The 25,157-nt window shown below is 61.5% G+C and carries 18 protein-coding genes and 3 pseudogenes; 12 read left to right on the top strand and 9 right to left on the bottom strand.

Features of this window, described 5'->3' with window-relative positions; translation table 11 throughout:
* Positions 1-13 precede the first annotated feature (13 nt).
* Positions 14-1,363: an MATE family efflux transporter gene (locus ACA064_RS27925; protein WP_497671007.1), complete on the bottom strand. Its 1,350-nt coding sequence runs from the start codon at positions 1,361-1,363 to the stop codon at positions 14-16.
* 330 nt (positions 1,364-1,693) lie between these two features.
* Here ACA064_RS27925 and ACA064_RS27920 point away from each other — a divergent pair, with 330 nt between their 5' ends.
* Positions 1,694-6,595, top strand: a complete 4,902-nt coding sequence (locus ACA064_RS27920) for an alpha-2-macroglobulin family protein (RefSeq protein ID WP_497671006.1) — start codon at positions 1,694-1,696, stop codon at positions 6,593-6,595.
* A gap of 55 nt (positions 6,596-6,650) precedes the next feature.
* Here ACA064_RS27920 and ACA064_RS27915 read toward each other — a convergent pair whose 3' ends face one another.
* Positions 6,651-6,944, bottom strand: coding sequence for a hypothetical protein (locus tag ACA064_RS27915; RefSeq protein ID WP_497671005.1), 294 nt, complete (start codon positions 6,942-6,944; stop codon positions 6,651-6,653).
* Between the two features lie 293 nt (positions 6,945-7,237).
* Between ACA064_RS27915 and pbpC the strand changes: the two genes are divergently transcribed.
* The 8 genes from pbpC (at position 7,238) to ACA064_RS27875 (ending at position 13,748) form a co-directional block, all read left to right on the top strand.
* Complete coding sequence (pbpC, locus tag ACA064_RS27910) at positions 7,238-9,559, top strand: peptidoglycan glycosyltransferase PbpC (RefSeq protein ID WP_497671004.1); 2,322 nt, start codon at positions 7,238-7,240, stop codon at positions 9,557-9,559.
* Positions 9,560-9,646: 87 nt separating this feature from the next.
* On the top strand, positions 9,647-9,949 hold the full coding sequence (locus ACA064_RS27905) for a MazG-like family protein (protein WP_497671003.1): 303 nt from the start codon (positions 9,647-9,649) through the stop codon (positions 9,947-9,949).
* Positions 9,949-10,698 (top strand): methyltransferase domain-containing protein, encoded by a 750-nt coding sequence (locus ACA064_RS27900; RefSeq protein ID WP_497671002.1) that lies wholly within the window; start codon positions 9,949-9,951, stop codon positions 10,696-10,698. Before ACA064_RS27905 ends, ACA064_RS27900 begins: the two co-directional genes overlap by 1 nt.
* Before the next feature lie 21 nt (positions 10,699-10,719).
* Positions 10,720-11,334 carry a DUF4136 domain-containing protein gene (locus tag ACA064_RS27895; RefSeq protein WP_497671001.1) on the top strand — a complete coding sequence of 205 codons (615 nt, stop codon included), beginning with the start codon at positions 10,720-10,722 and terminating at the stop codon, positions 11,332-11,334.
* 42 nt (positions 11,335-11,376) lie between these two features.
* The gene (locus ACA064_RS27890; protein ID WP_497671000.1) at positions 11,377-11,931 is read left to right on the top strand and encodes a DUF4136 domain-containing protein; all 555 of its coding nucleotides are present in this window, start codon (positions 11,377-11,379) and stop codon (positions 11,929-11,931) included.
* 235 nt (positions 11,932-12,166) lie between these two features.
* Positions 12,167-12,637, top strand: coding sequence for a prepilin peptidase (locus ACA064_RS27885; RefSeq protein WP_497670999.1), 471 nt, complete (start codon positions 12,167-12,169; stop codon positions 12,635-12,637).
* Between the two features lie 100 nt (positions 12,638-12,737).
* Positions 12,738-13,151 carry a response regulator gene (locus ACA064_RS27880; protein WP_497670998.1) on the top strand — a complete coding sequence of 138 codons (414 nt, stop codon included), beginning with the start codon at positions 12,738-12,740 and terminating at the stop codon, positions 13,149-13,151.
* A 147-nt stretch (positions 13,152-13,298) separates the two neighbouring features.
* A complete protein-coding gene (locus ACA064_RS27875) occupies positions 13,299-13,748 on the top strand; it encodes a DMT family transporter (RefSeq protein WP_497670997.1) in 450 nt (149 codons plus the stop codon).
* Between the two features lie 9 nt (positions 13,749-13,757).
* Here ACA064_RS27875 and ACA064_RS27870 read toward each other — a convergent pair whose 3' ends face one another.
* Together ACA064_RS27870 and ACA064_RS27865 are read right to left on the bottom strand one after the other, a co-directional pair.
* Entirely contained in the window at positions 13,758-14,612 is an 855-nt protein-coding gene (locus tag ACA064_RS27870) for a MaoC family dehydratase (RefSeq protein WP_497670996.1), read from the bottom strand.
* A gap of 2 nt (positions 14,613-14,614) precedes the next feature.
* Positions 14,615-15,967, bottom strand: coding sequence for a 3-oxoacyl-ACP reductase (locus ACA064_RS27865; protein ID WP_497670995.1), 1,353 nt, complete (start codon positions 15,965-15,967; stop codon positions 14,615-14,617).
* A gap of 163 nt (positions 15,968-16,130) precedes the next feature.
* Between ACA064_RS27865 and ACA064_RS27860 the strand changes: the two genes are divergently transcribed.
* Positions 16,131-17,408: an acetyl-CoA C-acetyltransferase gene (locus ACA064_RS27860; protein WP_497670994.1), complete on the top strand. Its 1,278-nt coding sequence runs from the start codon at positions 16,131-16,133 to the stop codon at positions 17,406-17,408.
* On the opposite strand, the pseudogene ACA064_RS27855 reads toward ACA064_RS27860, so the two are convergent.
* Positions 17,395-18,156 (bottom strand): annotated as a pseudogene (locus tag ACA064_RS27855) (bile acid:sodium symporter family protein); the annotation flags it as partial. The gene ACA064_RS27860 and the pseudogene ACA064_RS27855 sit on opposite strands and share 14 nt — an antisense overlap.
* Positions 18,157-18,160: 4 nt before the next feature.
* On the opposite strand from ACA064_RS27855, the pseudogene ACA064_RS27850 reads away from it, so the two are divergent.
* Positions 18,161-18,463: pseudogene (locus ACA064_RS27850) on the top strand (helix-turn-helix transcriptional regulator); the annotation flags it as partial.
* A 105-nt stretch (positions 18,464-18,568) separates the two neighbouring features.
* Here the strand turns inward: ACA064_RS27850 and ACA064_RS27845 are convergent.
* Positions 18,569-19,297, bottom strand: a complete 729-nt coding sequence (locus ACA064_RS27845) for a methyl-accepting chemotaxis protein (RefSeq protein WP_497674346.1) — start codon at positions 19,295-19,297, stop codon at positions 18,569-18,571.
* Between the two features lie 129 nt (positions 19,298-19,426).
* Positions 19,427-20,359 (bottom strand): annotated as a pseudogene (locus ACA064_RS27840) (cache domain-containing protein); the annotation flags it as partial.
* A gap of 646 nt (positions 20,360-21,005) precedes the next feature.
* Here ACA064_RS27840 and ACA064_RS27835 point away from each other — a divergent pair.
* The gene (locus ACA064_RS27835; RefSeq protein ID WP_150644804.1) at positions 21,006-21,899 is read left to right on the top strand and encodes a PA4780 family RIO1-like protein kinase; all 894 of its coding nucleotides are present in this window, start codon (positions 21,006-21,008) and stop codon (positions 21,897-21,899) included.
* 246 nt (positions 21,900-22,145) lie between these two features.
* Here ACA064_RS27835 and cueR read toward each other — a convergent pair whose 3' ends face one another.
* Both cueR and ACA064_RS27825 read right to left on the bottom strand, forming a co-directional pair.
* Positions 22,146-22,559, bottom strand: coding sequence for a Cu(I)-responsive transcriptional regulator (gene cueR, locus ACA064_RS27830; RefSeq protein WP_497670993.1), 414 nt, complete (start codon positions 22,557-22,559; stop codon positions 22,146-22,148).
* Positions 22,556-24,952, bottom strand: coding sequence for a heavy metal translocating P-type ATPase (locus ACA064_RS27825; RefSeq protein ID WP_497670992.1), 2,397 nt, complete (start codon positions 24,950-24,952; stop codon positions 22,556-22,558). Before ACA064_RS27825 ends, cueR begins: the two co-directional genes overlap by 4 nt.
* Between the last annotated feature and the right edge of the window lie 205 nt (positions 24,953-25,157).

Genomic DNA, 25,157 nt, shown 5'->3' with positions numbered 1-25,157 from the left:
GTGACTCATCGGCTCAATGGCGGCTGGTGCTGAACCAGCCGTCATTCTTGCGCAGGTACCAGGCAAAAGCGCCGAGGGTCAGGCTTCGTAGCAGCATGAACAACAGAAACGTCAACCACAGGCCATGGTTGCCGAAGCCCTGTAGCGCCCAGGCAAACGGCAGCGACAGGATGACGCTCAGCAACATGCCGTTGCGCATTTCCCGGGCCCGGGTCGCACCGATGAACAGACCATCGAGCACGTAACTCCAGACCGCAATCAGTGGCAGCATGGCGAGGTAGGGCAGATAACTGAAGGCTGTTTCGCGCACACTCTGGATGTCGGTCTGCATCTCGATGAACAGATGACCGGCCACCAGGAACAACACGGCGAAGCCCAGGCTGATCAGCAACGACCAACCACAAGCCACCACCAGCGAACGGCGCAAGGCCTGCCGGTCATGGGCGCCGATGGCGTGCCCGCACAGGGCTTCCACGGCATGGGCCAGGCCGTCAAGTGCATGGGCGGTCAGCAGCAAGCCGTTGAGCAATAACGCATTGGCCGCGACCGTCGCGTCGCCCAGTCGGGCACCCTGCACGGTGATCAGGAAAAACACCGATTGCAGCGCCAGGCTGCGAATGAAAATGTCCCGATTCACCGCCAGCAACGGTCGCCAGCTTTGCCACAGCCCCAGCGCGGCCCAGGCGATGTGCCCCGGGTAATCGCGCAAGGCGTTGCGGGTCATGGCCAGACCGATCAGGGCGCCGGTCCATTCGGCGATGACCGAGGCCCGTGCCGAGCCGACCACACCCCAGTCCAGACCGAGGACGAACCACAGGTTCAGGGCGATGTTTACCAGGTTGGTACTGAGCAGAATCGCTAGCGGCGCGCGCGCATTCTGGGTGCCGAGGAACCAGCCCACCAGGGCAAAACTGGCCAGCGCCGCCGGCAGGCCAAATAGCCGGGTATGGAAGAAATCCCGGGTCATCTGGTCGAGTTCGGCGGAAGGCTGCATCAGCTGCAAGGCGACGCCACTCAGCGGCACACCAATGATCCCGAGCAGCAGCGCCAGACCCATGGCCAACAGCAACCCCTGCAGCAGGATTTGCCGAAGCGCCGCACCGTCTGCCCGCCCGGCCGCCTGGGCGGCGAACCCGGTGGAGCCCATGCGCAGGAAACCCATGGACCAGGCCAGGAACAGATACAGATTGGCGCCGATCGCCACCGCGCCAAGTTGGTGGGCGTGGGGCAGGTGGCCGATCACCGTACTGTCGACCAGCGCCACCAGCGGAACGGAGATGTTCGACAGAATCATCGGCGCAGCGAGAGCCCAGACGCGGTGATGGGTCAGGCGATGGCGCCAGTCGGTGATCAGGGTGGACATGCAGGCTCCTTGCAAGAGGGGGCATTGTAGCGGCAGAAGCAGGATTGGCACCGAGCCTTTGTGGCGAGGGAACTTGCTGTGGCGAGGGGGCTTGCCCCCGTTGGGTCGCGTAGCGGCCCCAATGAATGCAACTCGGTTTCTTCAGGCAGATCACATGCGCTGGCTTTACGACTGCTGCGCAGCCGAGCGGGGGCAAGCCCCCTCGCCACAGTTGAACTCAGTGCTGCGAGTAACCCCCCCCTCCGTCACTCAATGTTACCAGCGCCTCAGCCGGTTTCGCGCCAGTGATATATAGTTCAACCCTTCGATACCCCTGCCAACGAGTGCCTCATGCTTAACAAAGGATTGTTCCTGGCCTGTGCGCTGGTGCTGCTGAGCGCTTGCGATTCGTCGACCTCGGATAAGGCACCGACCGCCGCCGCGCCCCCAGCGGTAGTCAGCGTGCTGAAGGTCAATGCATTGCCGGATGTCGCTGTGCTGAAGCAGCGCTACGTCGGTCGTGAGTTAAGCGTGGTGGACGTTTCCGAGGTTCAGCTCGATGGCGCCAGCACCCTGTCAGTGAGTTTCTCGGTGCCGCTGGACCCGGAGCAGAAGTTCGCCGAAAAACTGCACCTGGTGGACAGCAAAACCGGCAAGCTCGATGGTGCCTGGGAACTCTCCGACAACCTGATGGAACTGCGTCTGCGTCACCTCGAGCCGCAGCGCAAACTGGTGCTGACCGTCGATGCCGGGCTGCGCGGGGTCAACGACGCCACGCTCGCCGCCGAGTACGTCAGCCGCCTGGAAACCCGCGACCTGCAACCTACCGTAGGCTTCGCCAGCCGTGGCACCTTGCTGCCGACCCGTCTGGCCGAAGGTCTGCCGGTGATCGCGCTGAACGTCGACAAGATTGATGTCGAATTCTTCCGCATCAAACCCGAGGCACTCCCGGCATTTCTCAGTCAGTGGGGCCGCAGCACCAGCCTGCAAAGTTATGAATCGCGCGAACTGCTGCCGATGGCCGAGCTGGTCTACGGCGGTCGTTTCGACCTCAACCCGGCGCGCAACACCCGGGAAACCCTGTTGCTGCCGATCGCCGGTCTCAAACAGTTGCAACAGCCCGGGGTTTACCTGGCGGTGATGCGTGCTTCCGGCACCTACAACTACTCGCAACCGGCAACCCTGTTCACCCTGAGTGATATCGGCCTGTCGGTGCACCGTTACCAGAATCGTCTGGATGTCTTCACGCAAGCGCTGGAGGGCGGCAAAGCCCTGGCTGACGTCAGTCTCGAACTGCTCGACAGCAACGGTCGAGTCGTGGGCCAGGGCAAGACCGAGAAGGGCGGCCACGCCGAGTTGCTGCTACCGAAAAAGGCCGAAGTGCTGTTGGCTCATCAGGGTGAGCAGACCAGCATGCTGCGTCTGAACAGTGCTGCCCTGGACCTGGCCGAATTCGATATCGGCGGGCCGCAGGCCCACCCGCTGCAATTCTTCGTGTTTGGCCCGCGTGACCTGTATCGCCCAGGGGAAACCGTGCTGCTCAATGCCTTGCTGCGGGACAAGGATGGCAACGCGGTCAAACCGCAGCCGGTGAGCGTCGAAGTGCGTCGGCCGGATGAGCAGGTCAGCCGCAAGTTCGTCTGGGATGCCGATGCGTCCGGCCTCTATCAATACCAGTTGCAGCTGGCCGGCGAAGCGCCGACCGGGCGCTGGCAACTGGTGTTCGATCTGGGCGACGGCAAGCCGCAACTCTATGAGTTCCTCGTCGAGGACTTCCTGCCCGAGCGTCTGGCTCTTGAACTCAAAGGCCGGGATGAACCGATCAAACCAGCTGACACCGCCGAAATCAGTGTCAACGGCCGCTATCTCTACGGCGCCCCGGCCTCGGGCAATCGCCTGAGTGGCCAGGTCTATGTGCGTCCGCTGCGAGAGGCGGTCAAAGCCTTGCCCGGTTATCAGTTCGGCTCGGTGACCGAAGAAGAGTTGAGTCAGGATCTGGAGCTGGACGAAACCGCGCTGGACGCCAGTGGCGAAGCGCTTATCTCCCTTGAAAGCAAATGGGCCGAAGCCCGGTCGCCCCTGCAACTGATCGTGCAGGCCAGCCTGCAAGAATCCGGTGGCCGTCCGATCACCCGTCGAGTGGTCCAGCCGGTATGGCCGGCGGATCGTCTGCCGGGGCTGCGCGCATTGTTCGAAGGAGAAGAAACCGATGGCGACGGCCCTGTCGAGTTCGAGTTACTGGTGGCTAACAATCAGGGCCAGAAACTGGCAGCGGACAACCTCAAGGTGCGCCTGGTGCGCGAGCGCCGTGACTATTACTGGAACTACTCGGAGAACGATGGCTGGAGCTATCACTTCAACGAAAAATTCCTCAACCTTGACGAAGAAACCCTCAGCATCAAAGCCGGAGACACCGCGAAAGTCAGCTTTCCGGTGGAGTGGGGCCCGTACCGCGTTGAAGTCGAAGACCCGCAGACCGGTCTGGTCAGCAGCTTGCGCTTCTGGGCCGGCTATCGCTCCCAGGACAACGCCGAAGGCGGCGCAGTGCGTCCGGATCAAGTGAAGCTGGCGCTGGATAAACCCGCCTACGGCGATGGCGATACGGCCAATGTGACCGTCACTCCACCGGCTGCCGGCCAGGGCTATCTGCTGGTGGAGTCCGCCGATGGCCCGTTGTGGTGGCAGGAAATCGACGTGCCGGCCGAAGGCAAAAGCTTCGCTGTCAAGCTCGACCCAAAATGGTCGCGGCATGACCTGTATGTCAGCGCGCTGGTGATTCGTCCCGGTGAGCGCAAGGCCAACATCACCCCGAAACGTGCGGTCGGCGTATTGCATCTGCCTTTGGATCGGACCCAGCGCAAACTCGGCCTGACCTTGAGCGCAACGGAAAAAATGCGTCCGAAACAACCGCTGACGGTGAAAATCCAGGCGAAAAATGCCGACGGCAGCGTGCCGAAACAGGTGCATGTGCTGCTGGCCGCAGTGGATGTGGGCATCCTCAATATCACCGAATATCCGACCCCGGATCCGTACTCCAGCCTGTTTGGTCGTAAAGCCTATGGTGCTGACCAGCTTGATATCTATGGGCAGCTGATCGAAGCCGGTCAGGGTCGATTGGCCAGCCTGGCTTTCGGTGGTGACGCGGCGCTGGCCAAGGGCGGCAAGCGTCCGGACACCAGCGTGACCATCGTTGCTCTGCAAAGCGCGCCGGTGACCTTGAACGAACAGGGTGAGGGCGAAGTCAGCGTCGACATCCCGGATTTCAACGGCGAACTGCGCTTGATGGCCCAGGCCTGGACCGATGATCGTTATGGTATGGCCGAAGGCAAAACAGTCATTGCCGCGCCGCTGATTGCTGAACTCTCGGCTCCGCGGTTCCTCGCCGGTGGTGACCAGACGACGCTGGCTCTGGACCTGTCGAACCTCTCGGGCAAAGCGCAGAAACTGACCGTGCAACTGAGTGCCGAGGGCCAGTTGGGCCTGCTCGGTGAAGCGAGCCACAGCGTGCAACTGATCGAAGGTCAACGCACTACCCTGCAAATTCCGGTGCAGGCCCTCGGTGGTTTGGGCCAAGGGAAGGTCAAAGTGCTGGTCAATGGCCTCGACCTGCCGGGTGAGAGCCTGCCGCCGTTTACCCGCGAATGGACACTGGGTGTGCGGCCGGCTTATCCGGCGATGCTCAAACACTACCGCGCGGTGCTCAAGGATCAGCCTTGGGAATTGCCGGAAGCTGAACTGAAGGCCTTCGAACCCGCCGGGCGTGAAGCCCTGCTCAGCCTGTCGAGCCGACCGCCGCTGAACCTGGGCGAGCAGATACGCGCACTCAAGGCCTACCCCTATGGTTGTCTGGAGCAAACCGCCAGTGGCTTGTACCCATCGCTTTATGCTGATGCCGCGAGCCTGAAGCGCCTGGGTCTGGAAGGCGAGCCGGATGCCGAGCGCAAGCGCAAGATCGAGTTGGGTATCGAGCGCCTGCTGGGTATGCAGCGCTATAACGGCAGCTTCGGTCTGTGGGGCGCTGACGGGGAAGAGGAGTACTGGCTGACGGCCTATGTCACCGACTTCCTGCTGCGGGCTCGCGAGCAAGGTTTCGCGGTGCCGCCCGAGGCGCTGAAAAAAGCCAGCGAGCGGCTGCTGCGTTATCTGCAGGAGCGCAACCTGATCGAAGTGAACTACAGCGAAAACGCCGAGCACACACGCTTTGCGGTGCAAGCCTATGCCGGACTGGTATTGGCCCGCAGCCAGCAGGCGCCGCTGGGCGCGCTGCGCAGTCTGTTCGAGCGTCGCACCGACGCCCGTTCCGGCCTGCCGCTGGTGCAACTGTCCATCGCCTTGCAGAAAATGGGCGACCAGCCGCGTGCCAATCAGGCGCTGATCGCGGGTCTCGCGGCGTCACGCAACAGCAAGGGCTGGCTCGCCGACTACGGCAGCCCGCTGCGCGATCAGGCGCTGATCCTGGCACTGCTCGAAGAAAACGATCTGGCCAAGGGCAAGCGTGAGGAGCGTCTGTTCGAGTTGTCCGATCAACTGGCCGCCAGCCAATACCTGTCGACTCAGGAGCGCAACTCGTTGTTCCTCGCCGGCCGTGGCTTACTGGGCAAGCCGGAAGCCAGCTGGACTGCGCAATTGCACAGTGGCAATGAAACCCGTGAGCTGAGCAATAACCAGCCAGGTCTGAAACTCGAAGGTGCGTTGCTGGCTTCGCCGCTGTCTTTGCGCAACGAAGGCGGCGAGCCGGTGTATCAGCAACTGACCCTTTCCGGTTATCCATTACAGGCGCCGGTCGCCGGTGGCGAGAACCTGAGCATTCGTCGCGAGTATCTGGGCATGAACGGTCAGCCGTTGAACCTCAAGGCCCTGGCCAGCGGTGATCTGGTGCTGGTGCACCTGGCGGTCAGCGCCAAACAGCGAGTGCCGGACGCCCTGGTGGTGGACTTGCTGCCGGCCGGCCTGGAGCTGGAAAACCAGAATCTGGCCCAGAGTGCCGCGAGCCTGGAAAACGCCAGCAGCAAGGTCAAGGAATGGCGCGAGTCGATGCAGAACGCCAGCCTCAAGCATCAGGAATTCCGTGATGATCGCTACGTCGCGGCGATGAATCTGGACGGCTACGGCACCACGCACCTGCTGTACCTGGCGCGAGCCGTCACACCCGGCACCTACCGGGTACCGCCGCCACAAGTGGAGTCGATGTACCGGCCGAACTGGCAGGCAGTAGGTGAGACTCCACCGCAGATGGTGATCAAGGGACGGTAGGGGTGGCCAGTGGGGCTGCTACGGGGATCGTGTCGTTAGTGAGAAATGTGCTGGCTCAATGAATAATCCAGCTCAACAACCACAACCCCAACATCAGCCAGATAATCCCCATGATGATCGAAGCCCGCATAAAGGCGCGGATGGCCGAGTACAACAGCATCAGACCGACGATCAGCGCGATGATGCTGATGATCGAGGCATCCATGCCAAGCGTGCGGGATAGCCCATCGACAAAATTGCTGCCAGCGTTAGCCAGGATATTGAACAACCCGCTGAGCCCATCGACGATAAACCGGATGACTGAACCGAGTGCCTGGCCGAGCCATTCGAAAAAGCTTTCTACCTGCATGTGTGCGTCCCGATGAGAGAGTTGGCGTTGATGCCAGATCTGAAACTTGGGCCATTATGTGCGCTGGCGAGTTCCCTGAAGCATAGAGGTTTGCCGGTTTGAATTTGCGATTAGTTACTCGATCTCTCTGGCAGCTGGCTTGCAAGCGATTGGGACTGCAGGGTATGTCAGGCAGGACTCGATCCCTGTGGGAGCTGGCTTGCCTGCGATTGGGACGACTCGGTGTGTCAGGCAGAACGCCTTCGCGGGCAAGTCGGAGAGCCGCACCTGCGCTCCCACAGAGTTCTCGCTGGATGAAGTGGGCGCGTCGATCCTTGGCTGGGTTGTTGCTGTTGATCGCGCTGCTCTGGCTCGCCGACCGCCTCTGGCCGCTGCCCTTGCCCCAAGACGACCTGGCGCGGGTAGTGCTGGCCGAAGACGGTACCCCGTTGTGGCGCTTTGCCGATGCCAATGGCGTATGGCGCTATCCGGTGGAGACCAGCCAGGTCTCGGCGTATTACCTCGATGCCTTGCTGACCTACGAAGATCGCTGGTTCTACCAACACCCCGGCGTGAACCCCTTGGCGCTCGGCCGTGCCACATGGCAGAACCTTACCGGTGGCCGTGTCCTGTCGGGAGGCAGCACGTTGTCGATGCAGGTCGCGCGATTGCTTGATCCGCACTCACGCACGTTGTTTGGCAAGCTGCGGCAACTCTGGCGCACCGCGCAACTGGAATGGCACCTGTCCAAGGATCAGATCCTCAACCTGTACCTCAATCGCGCGCCGTTCGGTGGCACGTTGCAAGGCGTGGCAGCGGCCAGTTGGGCCTATCTGGGTAAATCACCGCAGCAGCTGACCCACGCCGAAGCGGCGCTGCTGGCGGTTCTGCCCCAGGCGCCGAGCCGCTTGCGCCCAGACCGTCACCCGGCGCGAGCGCAAGTGGCCCGGGACAAGGTCTTGCGGCGCCTGGCGCAGTTCCAGGTCTGGCCGCAGTCAGCGGTCGACGAAGCGCTGGAAGAACCCCTGCTGCTGGCGCCGCGCCTGGAACCAAGCCTCGCGCCGTTACTGGCGCGCCGCCTGAATCGTGCGGACAGCCCACCACTGATCCGCACCACCCTCGACGCGACCTTGCAGCGACGTCTTGAAGACTTGCTGCTGGGTTGGCGCGCGCGCTTGCCGGAGCATACGTCTGCAGCGATTCTGGTGGTCGAAGAAGAGAGCATGGCGGTACGCGCCTACCTCGGTTCGGTGGACATCAACGACGCCAGGCGTTTTGGTCATGTGGACATGATCAGTGCCCTGCGCTCGCCCGGATCGACCCTCAAACCCTTTCTCTACGGCATGGCCATGGACGCCGGACTGATCCATTCCGAATCACTGCTGCAGGACGTGCCGCGCCGCTACGGCGACTATCGACCGGGCAATTTCTCCATGGGCTTCAGCGGTGCTGTGCCGGCCAGTACCGCGCTGGCTACATCGCTGAATCTGCCAGCAGTGCAACTGCTCGAAGCCTACGGGCCAAAACGCTTTGCTGCCGAGATGCGCATTGGCGGAGTACCGCTGACACTGCCAGCATTGGCCGAGCCGAATCTGTCGCTGATTCTCGGCGGTGCCGGCAGCCGCCTGGAGGACCTGGTCAGTGGCTATAGCGCTTTCGCCCGTGGCGGCAAGAGCGCCAACATTCGTTTGCAACCGGACGATGTACTGCATGAGCGACCCTTGCTGTCACCGGGCTCGGCGTGGATCGTGCGGCGGATTCTCAGCGGGCAGGCGCGACCCGATCGCGACCCCCGTGCCGAGCTGGTGCAGCGCCCGGTGCTGGCCTGGAAGACCGGCACCAGTTACGGTTTTCGTGATGCCTGGGCGATAGGCGTGGGTCCGCGCTACCTGATCGGCATCTGGATCGGCCGCCCGGACGGCACCCCGGTGCCCGGGCAGTTCGGCCTGGCCTCGGCAGCGCCGCTGATGCTGCAAGTCCACGATGTATTGATCAACCGCGACAGCCAGCGTGGAATCAGCGCCCCGGTACAACCGGTGCCGATGAACGTCGGCGTGGCGGCGATCTGTTGGCCGTTGGGCCAGCCCATGAGCCGTAGCGACCCCAATTGCCGGCGCCAGCGCTTCGCCTGGACCCTGGACGGCACCACGCCACCGACCTTGCAGGCGTTGGACCAGCCCCTGGGTGTCGGCTTGCTGGAAAAAATCCGAGTCAACGCCAAGGGCTTGCGGGTCGATGCCAAATGCCCGGGTGCCATGGCTCGTGACATCGCCTTATGGCCCGCACCCCTGGAGCCCTGGTTGCCAAGGGTGGAGCGTCGTGAAGCACGCTTGCCGGCCAATGATCCAGAGTGCCCGGGGCCGATGCTGTCGGCCGCGTCACCCTTATCGATTGTCGGCGTGCGCGAAGGCGACCAGCTGCGCCGCCCGGCTGCCAGTCAGGAACTGTTGCACTTGAAGCTCTCGGCCCTGGGCGGCAGCGGTCGGCGCTGGTGGTTCGTCAATGGCGCACCGCTGGGCGACAGCGCCCACCAGGACAGCATCAATGCGACCTTCGATCAGCTGGGGCGCTATCAGCTCAGTGTGCTGGATGAAGGCGGGCAGACGGCACGGGTTGAGTTCAGTGTTGTTGATTAGTCCGCTATCGCGAAGCGACAGCAATAATGGTCGGCGCTTGCCTTCATTCGCCATCCACCCGAAGCTATACGCCTTCAGGAGAGCCCGATGAACCTTGACGAACTGACCGAACGCCTGCACGCCATCCGCGACCGTAACGACTGGCGCCAATTTCACAGCCCGAAAAACCTGGCCATGGCCGCCAGCGTGGAAATGGCCGAACTGGTAGAAATATTCCAATGGCTCAGCGAGGACCAGTCGCGGCAATTGCCAGCGGAAAAACTCGCCCATGCCGGTCAGGAAGTTGGCGACATCGTGCTCTATCTATTGTTGCTGTGCAGCGAACTGGGGCTGGACCTGGAACAGGTGGTTCGCAGCAAGCTGGCAGACAGTGAACGGAGGTTCTGTTGATGGCTGACCGTCATTTCGATCAATTAGCGACCCGTTTCGCTGAGAAAATCTACGGTGGCGCCAAAGGCGCGATTCGCCTCGCGGTGCTCCAGGCCGATCTGGCCGAAACCTTGCCGGATCGACCGTTGCGGGTGCTGGATATCGGCGCAGGGCTTGGCCATATGTCGTTGTGGCTGGCCCAGCGCGGGCATCAGGTGACGCTGGCCGAGCCTGCCGAACCGATGCTCGAAGGCGCACGCCAGCGTTTCGCCGAGGCCGGGCAGACCGCGACCTTCATTCAGGCGCCCTGGCAGGAGCTGCTCGGGCAGCTCACAGAACCTTACGATCTGGTGCTATGCCATGCAGTGCTGGAATGGCTGGCTGAACCCCACGCCATCTTGCCGGTGCTGCATCAGCTGACGACCAAGGACGGTTGGCTGTCGCTGGCGTTCTACAACCGTGATGCGCTGATTTATCGCAACCTGCTCAAGGGCCACTTCCGCAAGATGCGCAAGAACGATATGGCCGGTGAAAAGCAGAGCCTGACGCCGCAGCGACCGCTTGATCCGCGTGAATTGGCGACGCAACTTGAGGGCCTGTGGACGGTCGAAATCCAGAGTGGGGTACGGGTTTTCCACGACTATATGCCGGTGGAATTCCAGGCCCGCGCCGAGTTGCTGGATTTGCTGGAAATGGAACTGGCTCATCGTCGTCACCCAAGCTTTATCGGGCTTGGGCGTTATTTGCACTGGATCTGCCGTCCGGTTTAAGCGGTCCAGTCGGAGAGCGAAATGAAACGCCATCTCGGATTAGTCTTAGTGTGTCTGGGTCTGGTCGCTTGCCAGGGCAGCAATCCGTATGTCGCCAGCTCCAACCCGATTCCGCCAGCGCCGCCGCAAGCGGCCAACACCTTCGACCGCAGCGCCTACCCGGCGGCGCCAAGAGACTACGGTCGCTACCGCAGTTGGGCGTGGCTCAATGGGCACTTGCCTGCGGGCTCGGCCTGGGCCGATTCGGCGCAGATCGCTGAAGCGGTCAGCAATGGCCTCGATCAACGTGGTTTGCGCCCGCTGCGTGACAACCGCCCGGCGGACTTGTGGGTCAGCGCCGATGTGCGCCTGGAAACCCGTCTGCGTCAGGTGCGAGACGATTACGGTTATGGCGGTTATGGCTATGGCGGTTACAACCGCTACGGCAGCGGTTACGGGATGTACAACACAGTGCCGATCGTGCGCACCTATCAGGTGCAAGTGGTGGTGGTGCGGGTCGACCTGTTCGACGCCGCGAGTGGCCAGCCAGTATGGAGCTCCAGCGCCGAAACCAGCAGCCAGGGCAGCATGAGCGCGCGCGCCGATGCGTTACGCGAAGCTGTGGAAAAGGCTATGTCGGCGTATCCTCCTAATTGAGGCCATCCCCCTCAGGTTCATGTCTTCAACCGGAGAATAATCATGTTCCGCCATCTTTCCTTACTGGCTATCGCCGTGCTGCTCGGCGCCTGCCAGAGCCAGGTCAACCAAGACTTCGATGCCAGTCGTGACTTCGCTGCCTACCGCAGTTGGAGCTGGAAAGAACCCGCGCTGCAATATCGCCCGGACGATCCACGGATCAAGAGCGACCTGACCGAACAGCGGATCCGCCAGGCGGTCAGCGATCAGCTCGATCAACGCGGTTTGCGCCCGGCGTCCGGCGCCAAAGGCGACCTCAATGTACAGACCTACCTGATCGTCGAAAATCGTCAGCAACAAGTCACCACCAACTACGGTGGTGGGGGCTACTGGGGTAGTCCATGGAACGGTTACTGGGGAGCGCCGATGTACGAAACCCGCAATATCACCTACAAGGTCGCGACCATTCAGATCGACCTGCTGGATGCCAAGGACGGCAAGCTGGTCTGGCGAGGCAGTGACGAGCAAACGCTCAGCAGCACACCAAACCCGGCAGACCGCAGCACCGCCGTGCGTGCGACCGTGGCCAGGATATTGGCCAATTACCCGCCAAGGTAAGGACCTTTTTCTGCCGAAGTCTGGTGTCGTCTGACACCAGACCTGTGGCAAGAGGTTTCTTCCCCCTGGGCCGCGAAGCAGTCCTGAAATCAGACAGCGGGTTCCGTTCAGTTAGAACCGCCATGGCGCCTTTTTGCTTTCTTGGGCGGCCTACCTTCGTCAGGGCGTCTACCCTGACATGTACTACGTCACAGCTGCATAGAATCATTCAGCCAAAAGGGACGCTTTTTACCTGATGCAGAGCTTAATGCTATTTATCTGGTTGGTTCTCTGTGCTGCGCAGGATATTCAGCAACGCCAAATTGCCAATGGTTTGACCCTTGGGGCGACGGTCATTGCCCTGGTGTACTTGCTGTGGAACGGGACTACCTGGATGGGAGCAAGTGCAGAGCAGGGGGTTGGGGCCTTCCTGCTGGCGCTGGCCTTCACCTTGCCCGGCTACACAATGGGGCGCCTGGGGGCGGATGATGTGAAACTGATGGCGGCGCTGGGATTAGCGAGCGATTACCTGCATCTGTTGGGAACCTTCATTGGGGCAGGCATCGCCAGTGTTGCCTGGCTGCTGATGGCTCCCAGGCTTTGGCCGCTGATAAATAAGAAGCTCAGAGCCCATCTGCAATTGCTCGATCCGAAAGAATCGACACAACAACCTTTTGCTCCCTTCGTTCTGGTCGGGATGCTGCTGGCCGTCACCTGGATCAATTAGCCGTTTGAGCTGCAAGCATTATGTACTTAACGGGACGGTTTCCCCGTAATCCGCTAATCTGGATCCAACTCGATTGCCTATTCAACCACAGGTATTGCCCATGAATTCCTCTTCATCCCCACGGCAACAGCTTCTCCTGGTGGACGACGAAGAGGACGAGCTTCTGGAGTTGGCGCAATTGCTCGAGGGCGAAGGCTTTTGTTGCTTTACCGCGACCTCGGTCAAACTCGCCTTGCAGCACTTGACCCGCAACCCGGATATCGCGCTGGTGATCACCGATCTACGCATGCCGGAAGAAAGCGGCATGTCGCTGATCAAGCGCTTGCGTGAACACACTTCGCGTCAACACCTGCCGGTGATCGTGACCTCGGGCCATGCCGACTTGGACGACGTCAGCGACATGTTGCGGCTGCAGGTGCTGGACCTGTTCCGCAAGCCAATCTATCACGTGCGCCTGCTGGAAACCCTGAACAACCTGTTTCCGCAGCCGATGGTGTATCAGGTCAATTCTTAGGGTTGTGCATTCCTCCTGTGATATCACAACACGGCTCAAAAGATCGCAGGCTGCGCCAGCTCCTACAGGGGACTCGCGTACACCGGTAATGTCATCTATAGGCATTGTCGTATACTGCGGCGCCTCATTCCCCCGCTGGAGAACACTATGCCTGCCCCTGTCTGGTGGCTGCTTTGCCTGCCCTTTGTTGCTGGTGCTTTTTTGCCGTTGCAGGCGGGGATCAATGGTCAGCTAGCCAAGCAGGTTTCCAGCGTTCTGGCGGCGGCATTGATTTCGTTTTTTGTCGGGAGCGTGGCGCTGTTACTGCTGGTCATGATTCAACGTGAAGCGCCGACACTGAGTGCGCTGAAAAGCCTGACCTGGTGGCACTGGAGCGGTGGGTTGCTGGGTGCGTTCTTCATCACTACCGCCGCGTTCGCCGGGCCGCGCATCGGCGCCATGTTGTTCATGGCGCTGGTGTTGGCCGGTCAGTTGGGCATGGCCCTGGCGCTGGACCATTTCGGTTGGGCGGGCTTTCGCGAAGCGCCGATCAGCGCCGGCAAGATTGCCGGGCTGGTGTTGATCCTCGCCGGGGTGTTCCTGATCCGGCGCGGTTGAGTGGCGGTCTCAGGTAATCGGCCGCCAATTGCCGGTCATGTGCTGCAGGTCGCCGATCCCCACCAATTGCAAGTCTCCACTGGAGCCCGGTGCACTAGTCAGCAGTGTCACCTCGCTGGGCAGACGCACCGGTTTCTTGAACTCCACCGCAATCTCCACCTTGGAGGCGGGCAGGTGCTCGCTCAGGGCTGCCAGGGTGCGCGCCTTGTTCCACAAACCATGGGCGATGGCCTGGGGAAAGCCGAACAGTTTGGCGCTGGCGGCGCTCAGGTGAATCGGGTTGTAGTCGCCGGAAACTTTGGCGTAGCGCCGGCCGATGTCGGCAGGAGCCCACCAGCGTGTCAGTTCGCTCAAGACCAGTGTCGGATTTTCCTCTTCGATGATCGGCTCGCCCGGCAGCACGACGCCTTTGCACAGCATGCGGCTTTCGGCTTCCCATAGCGGCCCGAGGGGATCTTCGAGGGTGGTAATCAGGTCGAACACCGCACCTTTGGCGTGAGGCTGCAGGTTCTGCACATGGACGCTCACCCGCACGCTGGCGACGCCGCCCATGGGCCGCAAGACGCGGATGCGGTTGGCCAGATGGATCAATCCCAGCAGTGGAAAAGGAAAGTCTTTGGCAGTGAGCAGTTGCATCTGCAAGGCAAACGCCAGCACATGGGGATAGGTCGGGGGCAGCAAGCCGTTGCCAACAAAACCGCAGACCTTTCGATAAGCCTCCAGCCGTTTGTGGTCGACATCGACCCAGCAATGTAGCCCGTCTTCCGGCAGCGTGGTGCCGGTAATCTTGCGCCGCGTGGCCGCTCGTACATACAGTTCGGGCAAGTGTGGGGCGTGGATCAAGGGGTGCCAGTTGATTGCCATGGTTATGCTCCCAATACGCTTTGCCCGCAGACGCGCAATACCTGCCCGCTGACCGCGCCGCTACCTGGCTGGCTGAGCCAGGCCACGGCTTCGGCGACGTCTTGCGGCAAACCGCCCTGGCCCAGAGAACTCATGCGTCGCCCGATTTCGCGCAGGGCGAACGGAAGGTGTGCGGTCATCTGGGTTTCGATAAAGCCCGGCGCCACCGCATTGATGCTGATGCCGCGTTCCTGCAGCGGCGGGGCCCAGGCCTGGGCGAGCCCGATCAGCCCGGCTTTGCTCGCGGCGTAGTTGGTTTGCCCGCGGTTGCCGGCAATGCCGCTGATGGAGGCCAGCAGAATCACTCGACCGTTGTCGCGCAGGGTGCCGCTGTCCAGCAGCGCCTTGGTCAGCACTTGCGGCGCATTGAGATTGACCGCGAGCACCGCGTCCCAGAATTCCGGGGTCATGTTGGCCAGGGTTTTGTCCCGGGTAATGCCGGCGTTGTGCACGACGATATCGATGCCGTCCGGCAAATTTTCGATCAACTGGGTGGCGGCGTCTTCGGCGCATATATCCAGCGCGATACTACGCCCGCCCAAGCGTGCGGCGAGGGCATCGAGATCGGCTTTGGCCGGTGGCACGTCGAGCAGGATGACTTCGGCGCCATCCCGGGCCAGGGTCTCCGCGATCGAAGCACCGATACCCCGTGCCGAACCCGTGACCAAGGCCTTGCGCCCGGCCAGCGGGCGACTCCAGTCCTGCACCTGGCTGTCGCAGACATTCAGACGCAGCACTTGTCCGGAGACAAAGGCACTTTTCGGCGAGAGGAAAAACCGTAGGGCGCCTTCGAGCTGATCTTCGGCGCCTTCGCCGACATAGAGCAATTGCAAGGTGCCGCCGCTGCGCAATTCCTTGGCCAACGAACGACTGAAACCTTCCAGCGCCCGTTGGGCACTGGCAGCGAACGGATCGCTGAGCGTTTCCGGTGCGCGCCCGAGAATCACCACATGGGGGCTGTGATCGAGGTTTCTCAGCAGCGGCTGGAAGAATTCACGCAGTTGCTTGAGTTGATCAGTCTGGACGATAGCGCTGGCATCGAACACCACGGCCTTGAGTTTCGGACCGTGGCCAGGAATCCAGGCCGGTGCTGCCAGTGGCTCGGGACCATAGCTGTAAATTCCATCGGTCAGCTTGTTGGCGAACGCATTGATGTTCTGCACCAGCGGGCCGCCGCCAATCAGCAACGCCCCTTCGATAGGGCGCAGGCGCCCGGCTTCCCAGCGCTCCAGACGTACCGGTGACGGCAGGCCAAGGGCCCCGACCAGGCGGTGACCGATGGCCGAGTTGGCAAAGTCGATATAGCGGTCAGACATGGAACGCTCTCCAGCAGCTGGGGTTCAAAGTGTGGACCGTGAATGATCATCAGTCGTTCGATCACCAGATACGGCCTACGCTTGTGGGGTGTATCACTCACAGAGCAGGGTAGTTCGAGCCAGGGCTCACTGCCTGCGAATAGATAACCTTGGGGAGCTTTTGATGACTGAACTGCGCCGCGTCGCAATTATCGGCGGTAACCGTATTCCGTTTGCCCGCTCCAACGGCCCTTATGCCACTGCGAGTAACCAGGCGATGCTGACGGCAGCGCTCGAAGGTTTGATCGAACGCTATAACCTGCACGGCCTGCGCATGGGCGAAATGGTGGCTGGTGCGGTGCTCAAGCACTCGCGGGATTTCAACCTGAGCCGTGAATGCGTGCTCGGCTCGCGGCTGTCACCGACTACCCCGGCCTACGATATTCAGCAAGCCTGTGGCACCGGCCTGGAAGCGACGCTGCTGGTGGCGAATAAAATTGCCCTGGGGCAGATCGAGTGCGGAATCGCCGGCGGCGTCGATACCACTTCCGATGCGCCGATTGGCGTGAATGAAGGGCTGCGCAGGATTTTACTGCAGGTCAATCGCAGCAAGACCACCGGCGAAAAGCTGAAAACCCTGTTGCAGCTGCGGCCCCATCATCTCAAGCCCGAACTGCCGCGCAATGGCGAGCCGCGCACTGGTCTGTCCATGGGCGAGCATTGCGAGTTGATGGCGCAGACCTGGAACATACCCCGCGCCGAGCAGGATCAGCTGGCGCTGGAAAGTCATCAGAAAATGAATGCGGCTTATGCCGAGGGTTGGCAGAACGATTTGATGACACCGTTTCTTGGCCTGACCCGCGATAACAACTTGCGCCCGGATCTGACCCTGGAAAAACTCGCATCGCTCAAACCAGTATTTGAACGCAGCGCGAATGGCACGCTGACCGCGGGCAACTCGACGCCGTTAACCGATGGTGCGGCACTGGTCCTGCTGGGCAGTGAGGCGTGGGCCAAGGAGCGTGGCTTGCCGGTCCTCGCCTATCTGCGTGATGGCGAAGCGGCGGCGGTGGATTTCGTCAAAGGCGCGGAGGGGCTGTTGATGGCGCCGGTGTATGCGGTGCCGCGCCTGCTGGCGCGCAATGGGCTGACGCTGCAGGACTTCGATTACTACGAAATCCACGAAGCCTTCGCGGCACAGGTGTTATGCACTCTCAAGGCCTGGGAAGATCCAGAGTATTGCAAGACCCGCCTCGGCCTGGACACGCCCTTGGGTTCCATCGATCGCACACGGTTGAATGTCAAAGGCAGTTCATTGGCCGCCGGGCATCCGTTTGCCGCCACCGGCGGGCGCCTTGTCGCCAATCTCGCCAAGCTGCTGGACGCCGCGGGGCAGGGCCGAGGTTTGATCTCGATCTGCGCCGCCGGCGGTCAGGGAGTGACGGCGATTATTGAGCGCTGACCGCGGCTGCTCCTTGCTGCTCGGCGATCGACCGATTGCAATTGGCATAACGCTCGGCCAGCACCGAACAGACGATCAACTGCAACGGGTGATAGAGCATGATCGGCAGCAGGATCAGTCCCAGGCCCGGGTTGGCACCGAAGATCAGCGCCGCCATCGGTGCGCCGGCGGCCAGGGGTTTTTTGCTGGCGCAGAACACTGCGGCGATCTCGTCGGCCGGGCTGAATCTCAAGGCGCGGGCGGTGCGGGTGGTCATCCAGAGGATGATGGCCAGCAGGATCGCGCTGCCCACCAGGGCGCTGAGAATCACCGAGTTGCCCTGCTGCTGCCACATCCCTGAAACCATCGAGTTGCAGAACGCCGCGTAGACCAACAAAAGAATGACGAGCTTGTCGACGATGTTGGTGTAGCGCTTGTGTCGGGCGAAAAACCGGCCCAAGGCTGGACGCAACAGTTGGCCCAACACCAGCGGCAACAACAACATGGCGCACAGATCGAGCAGGGTCGATCCCAGATCAATCCCGCCCGCGCCGCTGCCCATCACCCAGCTCACCAGCAGCGGCGTAAGGAAAATCCCCAACACGCTGGACAGGCTGGCATTGAGAATCGCTGCCGGTACATTGCCACCGGCGCTGCCGGTCAGTGCCACTGACGAGGAGATGGTCGAGGGCAGGGCGCACAGGTAAAAGAAGCCGAGCATCAACAGCGACGGGACGTGAGACCCCAGCAGTTTGTCGCTGAGCAGCCAGCCACGCATGCTTGGGCTGTGCAACGAGTTGATCGCCAACCCCGAACGAAACGTCACCTTGGGCGAATGGGCGCAGCGTCTGGGGACTTCGGAGAAACCCTTGATGCGTTTGTTCCAGCGCGATACCGGCTTGAGTTTTCGTGGCTGGCGGCAGCGTATGCGCCTGTTGTCGTCACTCAGCACGCTGGAGGAGGGCGACAGTGTGACCAGTGCCGCGTTGTCCTGTGGTTATGACTCGACCTCGGCGTTTATCGCGGCGTTCAAGGGGTTGTTCGGGTTTACCCCGGGGGAGTTGTTCAAACAATGACACCGCTAAAAGATCGCAGCCTGCGGCAGCTCCACAGGAGAGCGCGATCGGCGTAGGAGCTGCCGAAGGTTCGGGCCGCGTTCGGACGATCCTTTGATCTTTGCCTTACGTACGGAACCTTCTCACCAGAACATCCAGCTCATTGGACAACCCCGCCAAACTCCGGGAGTCCAGCTGCGCCGAGTTGGCCAGTTCGGCTACCAACTGCGCATCGCCATGGATCTGGCTGATGTGGCGGTTGATGTCTTCAGCCACCTGATGTTGTTGTTCGGCGGCGGTGGCGATCTGGGTGTTCATGTCGCGGATCACGTCCACCGACTCGCGGATCTGCCCAAAACTGCTGCGTGCCAGACCAATGCGGCTGACCGACTGTTGCGACACTTCGAGGCTGGCGTGCATTTGCTGCGCGACCTGACTGGTGCGCCTGGCCAGATTGCCGAGCAGCCCATCGATCTCCGCCGTGGAGTCGGCAGTACGTTTAGCCAGGGCTCGCACTTCATCGGCCACCACCGCAAAACCGCGACCTTGCTCGCCGGCACGAGCGGCTTCAATGGCGGCGTTCAAGGCCAGCAGGTTGGTCTGCTCGGCAATGGAACGGATGGTGCCCAGAATCGATTGGATGTCATTGCTGTCGCGCTCCAGTTGCTGCATCGACTGCGCCGACTGCTCGATCTCCTGGCTCAACTGGTCGACGCTGCTGACCGCGGCATCGATCTGCTGCTGGCCTTCGCGGGCCTGGCGCTGGCCGCTGTCTGCCGATTCGGCGGCCTGGCTGCAGGAACGCGCAACTTCGTTGGCGGTGGCGACCATTTCGTGGAAGGCAGTGGAGACCATGTCCACTGCTTCACGCTGGCGCCCGGCGGCTTCGGCCATGTCGCTGGAGACCCGGGTCGAGCTCTGGGAGGTGGCGAGGATCTTGGTCGCGGCCTGGCCGATGTGTTGAATCAGGCTGCGGATCGCCGCCAGGAACTGGTTGAACCAGCTAGCCAGTTGCGCGGTTTCATCGCTGCCACGGATCTGCAGGTTCTGCGTCAGGTCGCCTTCACCTTGGGCGATCCCTTCCAGGCCGCTGGCAACACTGCGGATCGGCCGCACGATCAGACTGGCGAAACTGGCACCGACCACTGCGAAAATCAGCGCCAACACCGCGGCGATGACTGCGATCAGCCAGGTCAGCTGGGTCGCCGAGCTCATCACTTCGGTGTGTTTGATCAGGCCGATAAAGGTCCAGCCCAATTGTTCCGACGGCCAGACATTGGCCATGTAGCGCTCACCGTTCAGCTCGACCTCAACCAGGCCTTTGCCGGCCTTGGCCAGTTGTGCGTAACCTTCGCCCAGACTGCCAAGCGCCTTGAAGTTGTGCTCCGGTTGCTTGGGATCGACCAACACCGTGCCGGTGTTTTCCATCAGCATCAGGTAACCGGTTTCGCCGAGTTTGATCTGTTTGACGATCTCGGTGAGCTGCTTGAGCGTCACGTCGATACTCACCACGCCGCCCGGGCTGCCGAGTTTGTTGCTGATTGTGCGAACGGTGCTGACATAGGTCGCGTCATCCGTTGCCCAGTAATAAGCCTCGGTGCGAAACGGTTTGCCTGGATTGGCCATGGCAGCCTTGTACCAGGGGCGCTGGCGCGGGTCGTAGTTGTTCAGCTTGGCATCGTCTGGCCAGGAGACGTAGCCGCCGGCATTGGTTCCGACTATCGCATAGGCGTAGGACGGATGGCTGGTGCCGAGGCTCTCGAGCAGGGTGAAGATCTTTTTGTCCATTTCCCCCTGTGGAATATCCGCCGCATTGGCACTCATGTAGGTCTTGAGGCTGTCATCGGTATTCTTGACCAACGGCTGGGCAGCCAGATAGTCGACGTTCTGGCTGATGCCATCGAAGAATATTTGCATGGCGTTGCTGACCTGACGAATCTCGCGGCCACTGCCATCGACGAAATCGTCCCTGGCTTCACTGCGCAGATTCAGCACCACCAGGGTGGCGACCAGTATCACGGGCAAGCAGGCGATAACCGCAAAAGCCCACGTCAGTTTTTGTTTGATGTTCATCCGCGCTCCAGATTTTTTTCTTATAAGCCCACGAAGTGCTGATGACTCGCGGATTAACGGCAGTCGTAAAAGCCTGGCGGTGTTGCTTGCAGTCCCTTTCACCCTGCAAGGTGGGCGGTCTCCATCAGGAGCACCCCTTTGATGAGCTGGCGTCTTTATTCTAACTGTCGAACAAAATCCCTTTGCCTCTGATGACTTCGGCTGGCGCCAGGGAAAATTGAGGCTGTTCGGAAAAAATCCTACGGATGGCATGGCTCCGCGGCGTTGGCTACGTCGGAAATATCCTGATGTCCTGTCGCCAACAAGGGCAGGACTCTCGGCTATGATTCTGAGCGGTCGATCGATGTCGGCGGGTTTTGTCTGATTTATCTGGCACATTGAGTGCTTCTGAGGTGTTCATAGGTCGGCAACCTCTCCCCCCTGTGAGAGGATTGCCGTATAACGAGTGACATTCGCGTGTTTGGTAATAAAGGACCCACAATAAAAGCTGATGAAGACTCCAAAACGCATTGAACCCCTGATCGAGGACGGTCTGGTCGACGAGGTGCTGCGCCCACTCATGAGTGGTAAAGAAGCAGCTGTTTATGTGGTGCGCTGCGGCAACGAGTTACGTTGCGCGAAGGTTTACAAGGAGGCGAATAAACGAAGTTTCCGTCAGGCAGCCGAGTATCAGGAAGGCCGCAAGGTGCGCAACAGCCGGCAGGCTCGAGCGATGGCCAAGGGCTCCAAGTTCGGCAAGAAAGAAACCGAAGACGCCTGGCAGAATGCCGAAGTGGCGGCTTTGTTCCGTCTGGCCGGTGCTGGCGTGCGAGTCCCCAAGCCGTACGACTTCCTTGAAGGCGTGCTGCTGATGGAACTGATCGCCGATGAATACGGCGACGCGGCGCCGCGTCTGAACGACGTGGTGCTGGATCAGGAGCAGGCGCTGGAGTACCACGCGTTCCTGATTCAGCAGATCGTGCTGATGCTGTGTACCGGTCTGGTGCACGGTGACTTGTCCGAGTTCAACGTGCTACTGACGCCGACCGGTCCGGTGATCATCGATCTGCCGCAAGCGGTGGACGCTGCGGGCAACAACCACGCGTTCAACATGCTGGAGCGGGATGTCGGCAACATGGCGTCTTATTTCGGGCGTTTTGCCCCGGAGTTGCGCTATACCAAGTACGCCAAGGAAATGTGGGCTTTGTACGAAGCTGGCACCTTGCATCCGGCCAGCGTATTGACTGGTGAGTTCGACGAGCCGGAAGAGCTGGCGGACGTCGGTGGCATCATGCGCGAGATCGAAGCCGCACGCCTCGATGAAGAGCGTCGGCAAGCGGTGCGCGCCGCTGACGATGCGCCACCCAGCAAAGCCGAAGAGCCGCCTCCACCCTGGATGCAGTGATCGGCTAAACAAAAATCCGGCCTCGGCCGGATTTTTTGTGGGTGGCGCAGATTTCAGGTCCGGCGTGCATTTTGTGGCGAGGGGGCTTGCCCCCGCTGGGTCGCGAAGCGGCCCTAAAACCGGCAATTGCGGTTTTCCAGGTAGAACGCATCCGTCGGTTTACGACTGCTTCGCAGCCGAACGGGGCGATGCGGCGTTCCGACAAGCCCCCTCGCCACAGGTTTGCATTTAGTTCTTAAGGTCTGCTCAGGCAACACCCTTCTCGCAACATCCCCCCGAGGCCAGCTCCTTGAGAATCGGGCAGTCGGGCCGATGGTCGCCATGACAGTGTTCGACCAGGTCCTGCAAGGTGTCACGCAGCTGCCCCAGTTCGCGGATCTTCAGGTTCAACTCCTCGATATGCTGGCGCGCCAGGGCCTTGACGTCGGCGCTGGCGCGCTGGCGATCCTGCCAGAGGGTCAGCAGTTTGCCGACCTCTTCCAGGGAGAACCCCAGATCCCGTGAACGTTTGATAAAGGCCAGGGTGTGCAGGTTGGCTTCGCTGTACACCCGGTAGCCGCTGTCGCTGCGCTGGGCCGCCTTGAGCAGACCGATCGATTCGTAATAACGGATCATCTTCGCGCTCAGGCCGCTCTGCCGGGCTGCTTGGCCGATGTTCATTGAGGTTTCTCCAGGTCTTTGGGTTTCCAGGTTTTCAACAGTAGCGCATTGCTCACCACGCTAACGCTGGACAAGGCCATGGCGGCGCCAGCCAATACCGGGTTGAGCAGGCCGAACGCCGCCAGCGGAATCCCGATCAGGTTGTAGACGAAGGCCCAGAACAGGTTCTGACGAATCTTCGCGTAGGTCTTGCGGCTGATCTCCAGGGCCGCCGGTACCAGCCGCGGATCGCCACGCATCAGGGTGATCCCGGCGGCCTGCATGGCGACATCGGTGCCGCCGCCCATGGCGATGCCGATATCGGCTGCGGCGAGGGCCGGGGCGTCGTTGATACCGTCGCCGACCATGGCCACCACCCCAGTCTTTTTCAGTTCGGCGACGGTGGCAGCTTTATCGGCCGGCAGCACTTCGGCGTGCACGTCGGTAATACCCAATGCCTGGGCGACGACCCGGGCGCTGCCACGATTATCGCCGGTCAACAGGTGACTGCTGATGTGCCGCGCGTTGAGCGCTTGCACCGCTTGCAGGGCGCCGGGCTTGAGCGTGTCGCCAAATGCAAACAGGCCGAGCACGCGAGGTTGCGGGCTTTGTTCGATCAGCCAGGAGAGTGTCCGGCCTTCGGTCTCCCAGTCTTCAGCGGATGCTTTCATGGGGCCGGCATTCAAGCCGCTTTCTTCCAGCAGGCGTCGATTGCCCAACGCCAGTTGGCGACCGTCCAGCGTACCGGCGATGCCGCGACCGGTCAGGGACTGGCTGGCACTGACCTCGGCCACCGCTAGATCGCGTGCCGTGCAGGCGTCCAGAACGGCTTTGGCCAGGGGATGTTCGCTGCCGCGTTGCAGGGCGCCGGCCAGTTGCAGCAAGGTATTTTCGTCGCCGTCGATGGCACTCAGGTGGGCGATTTGCGGAGTACCGGAGGTCAGGGTGCCGGTCTTGTCGAAGACCACTGCGCTGACTTCATGGGCGCGCTCCAGGGCTTCGGCGTCCTTGATCAAAATACCGTGGCGGGCCGCAACGCCGGTCCCGGCCATGATCGCGGTAGGCGTTGCCAGGCCCAGTGCGCAAGGGCAGGCGATCACCAATACCGCGACCGCATTGATTACCGCGGTTTCCAGGGGTGCGCCATACAGCCACCAGCCGATCAGGGTCGCCAGTGCCAGCAGCAGGACGACGGGCACGAATACCTGGCTGACTTTATCCACCAGCTTCTGGATCGGCGCCTTGCCGGCCTGGGCGTCTTCGACCAGACGGATGATCCGCGCCAGCACGGTTTCCGCGCCCAGGGCCAGGGTGCGTACCAATAGACGGCCTTCGCCATTGATCGCACCGCCGGTGACTTTGTCGCCGGGCTGTTTCGGCACTGGCAGGCTTTCGCCGCTGATCAGTGCTTCATCAGCATGGCTCTGGCCTTCGAGCACTTCGCCGTCCACCGGGAAGCGTTCTCCGGGTTTGACCATGACCAGATCATTGAGGCACAAATCGCTGATGGCGACGTCTTGCTCGCGGCCGTCGATAACTTGTATCGCCCGTTCCGGGCGCAAGGCTTCAAGAGCGCGGATGGCGCTGGCGGTCTGGCGCTTGGCGCGGCTTTCCAGGTATTTACCGAGCAGCACCAGGGCGATGACCACCGCCGACGCTTCGAAATACAGATGCGGCATGCTGCCAGCCGTTGCAGTGGCCCATTGATAAAGACTCAAGCCATAACCGGCGCTGGTGCCCAGCGCCACCAGCAGGTCCATGTTCCCGGCACCGGCCCGGACAGCCTTCCAGGCAGCGACATAAAAACGTGCACCGAAGATGAACTGCACGGGCGTCGCCAAGGCAAATTGCGCCCAGGCGGGAAGCATCCAGTGCAGACCGAAGGGTTGCACCAGCATCGGCAACACCAGCGGCAGCGCCAGGATGATCGCCAGCACCAAGGCCCAGCGCTCACGACGCAAACGCTGTTCTTGATCGGTTGCAGTCGATTGTTCGCTTTGCCACAGGCTGACGGAATATCCGGCTTTGCTGACGGCGGCGATGAGGGTCGCGGGATCGATCTGGCCCAGCAACTGGAGGTGTGCACGCTCGTTGGCCAGGTTGACGCTGACGCTTTCCACTCCGGCGACTTTACCCAGTGCACGCTCGACCCGACCGACGCAGGAGGCGCAGGTCATGCCGCCGATGCTCAATTCCAGGCTCTGGGCCGGAACGCTGTAACCGGCTTGCTGCACGGCTTGCATCAGGGCCGACAGGCTACCGCTCGGCGCCTGGACGCGAGCTTGTTCAGTGGCCAGATTGACGCTGACGGCGCTGGCACCGGTGACCTTGCTCAAGGCGCGCTCGACACGCCCGGCACAACTGGCGCAGGTCATGCCGGCAATCGGCAGATCGAAGGTGGTTGATTCGGGCATGGGTGAAACTCCCTGTAGAAATTACCTACAGGATCAACCTTGCCATGCGGGCAAGGTCAAGAGGGTTTTTTGTCGACGCCTGTGGCGAGGGGGCTTGCCCTAAGCTGCATCTCTGTAGGAGCGAGCTTGCTCGCGATGGACCCAAGGTCGGCGCGTTTTTTCAGAAAACACGCGTTATCGTTAACGTCCATCGCGAGCAAGCTCG

This window comes from Pseudomonas sp. LBUM1658, assembly GCF_059716055.1.
Note: the sequence above shows the minus strand (reverse complement) of the source record. Positions and strands in the feature narration are given on the sequence as shown.

Bases quoted from the DNA above. Each gene is read 5' to 3' on its own strand.
- ACA064_RS27900 (WP_497671002.1), top strand. From the start codon at position 9,949: ATGGCTGACCGTCATTTCGATCAATTAGCGACCCGTTTCGCTGAGAAA.
- ACA064_RS27845 (WP_497674346.1), bottom strand. From the start codon at position 19,297: ATGGTCTCCACTGCCTTCCACGAAATGGTCGCCACCGCCAACGAAGTT.
- ACA064_RS27870 (WP_497670996.1), bottom strand. From the start codon at position 14,612: ATGGCAATCAACTGGCACCCCTTGATCCACGCCCCACACTTGCCCGAA.
- ACA064_RS27875 (WP_497670997.1), top strand. From the start codon at position 13,299: ATGCCTGCCCCTGTCTGGTGGCTGCTTTGCCTGCCCTTTGTTGCTGGT.
- ACA064_RS27905 (WP_497671003.1), top strand. From the start codon at position 9,647: ATGAACCTTGACGAACTGACCGAACGCCTGCACGCCATCCGCGACCGT.
- ACA064_RS27865 (WP_497670995.1), bottom strand. From the start codon at position 15,967: ATGTCTGACCGCTATATCGACTTTGCCAACTCGGCCATCGGTCACCGC.
- cueR (WP_497670993.1), bottom strand. From the start codon at position 22,559: ATGAACATCGGCCAAGCAGCCCGGCAGAGCGGCCTGAGCGCGAAGATG.
- ACA064_RS27860 (WP_497670994.1), top strand. From the start codon at position 16,131: ATGACTGAACTGCGCCGCGTCGCAATTATCGGCGGTAACCGTATTCCG.
- ACA064_RS27925 (WP_497671007.1), bottom strand. From the start codon at position 1,363: ATGTCCACCCTGATCACCGACTGGCGCCATCGCCTGACCCATCACCGC.
- ACA064_RS27825 (WP_497670992.1), bottom strand. From the start codon at position 24,952: ATGCCCGAATCAACCACCTTCGATCTGCCGATTGCCGGCATGACCTGC.
- ACA064_RS27915 (WP_497671005.1), bottom strand. From the start codon at position 6,944: ATGCAGGTAGAAAGCTTTTTCGAATGGCTCGGCCAGGCACTCGGTTCA.
- ACA064_RS27895 (WP_497671001.1), top strand. From the start codon at position 10,720: ATGAAACGCCATCTCGGATTAGTCTTAGTGTGTCTGGGTCTGGTCGCT.
- pbpC (WP_497671004.1), top strand. From the start codon at position 7,238: ATGAAGTGGGCGCGTCGATCCTTGGCTGGGTTGTTGCTGTTGATCGCG.
- ACA064_RS27885 (WP_497670999.1), top strand. From the start codon at position 12,167: ATGCAGAGCTTAATGCTATTTATCTGGTTGGTTCTCTGTGCTGCGCAG.
- ACA064_RS27920 (WP_497671006.1), top strand. From the start codon at position 1,694: ATGCTTAACAAAGGATTGTTCCTGGCCTGTGCGCTGGTGCTGCTGAGC.
- ACA064_RS27890 (WP_497671000.1), top strand. From the start codon at position 11,377: ATGTTCCGCCATCTTTCCTTACTGGCTATCGCCGTGCTGCTCGGCGCC.
- ACA064_RS27880 (WP_497670998.1), top strand. From the start codon at position 12,738: ATGAATTCCTCTTCATCCCCACGGCAACAGCTTCTCCTGGTGGACGAC.
- ACA064_RS27835 (WP_150644804.1), top strand. From the start codon at position 21,006: ATGAAGACTCCAAAACGCATTGAACCCCTGATCGAGGACGGTCTGGTC.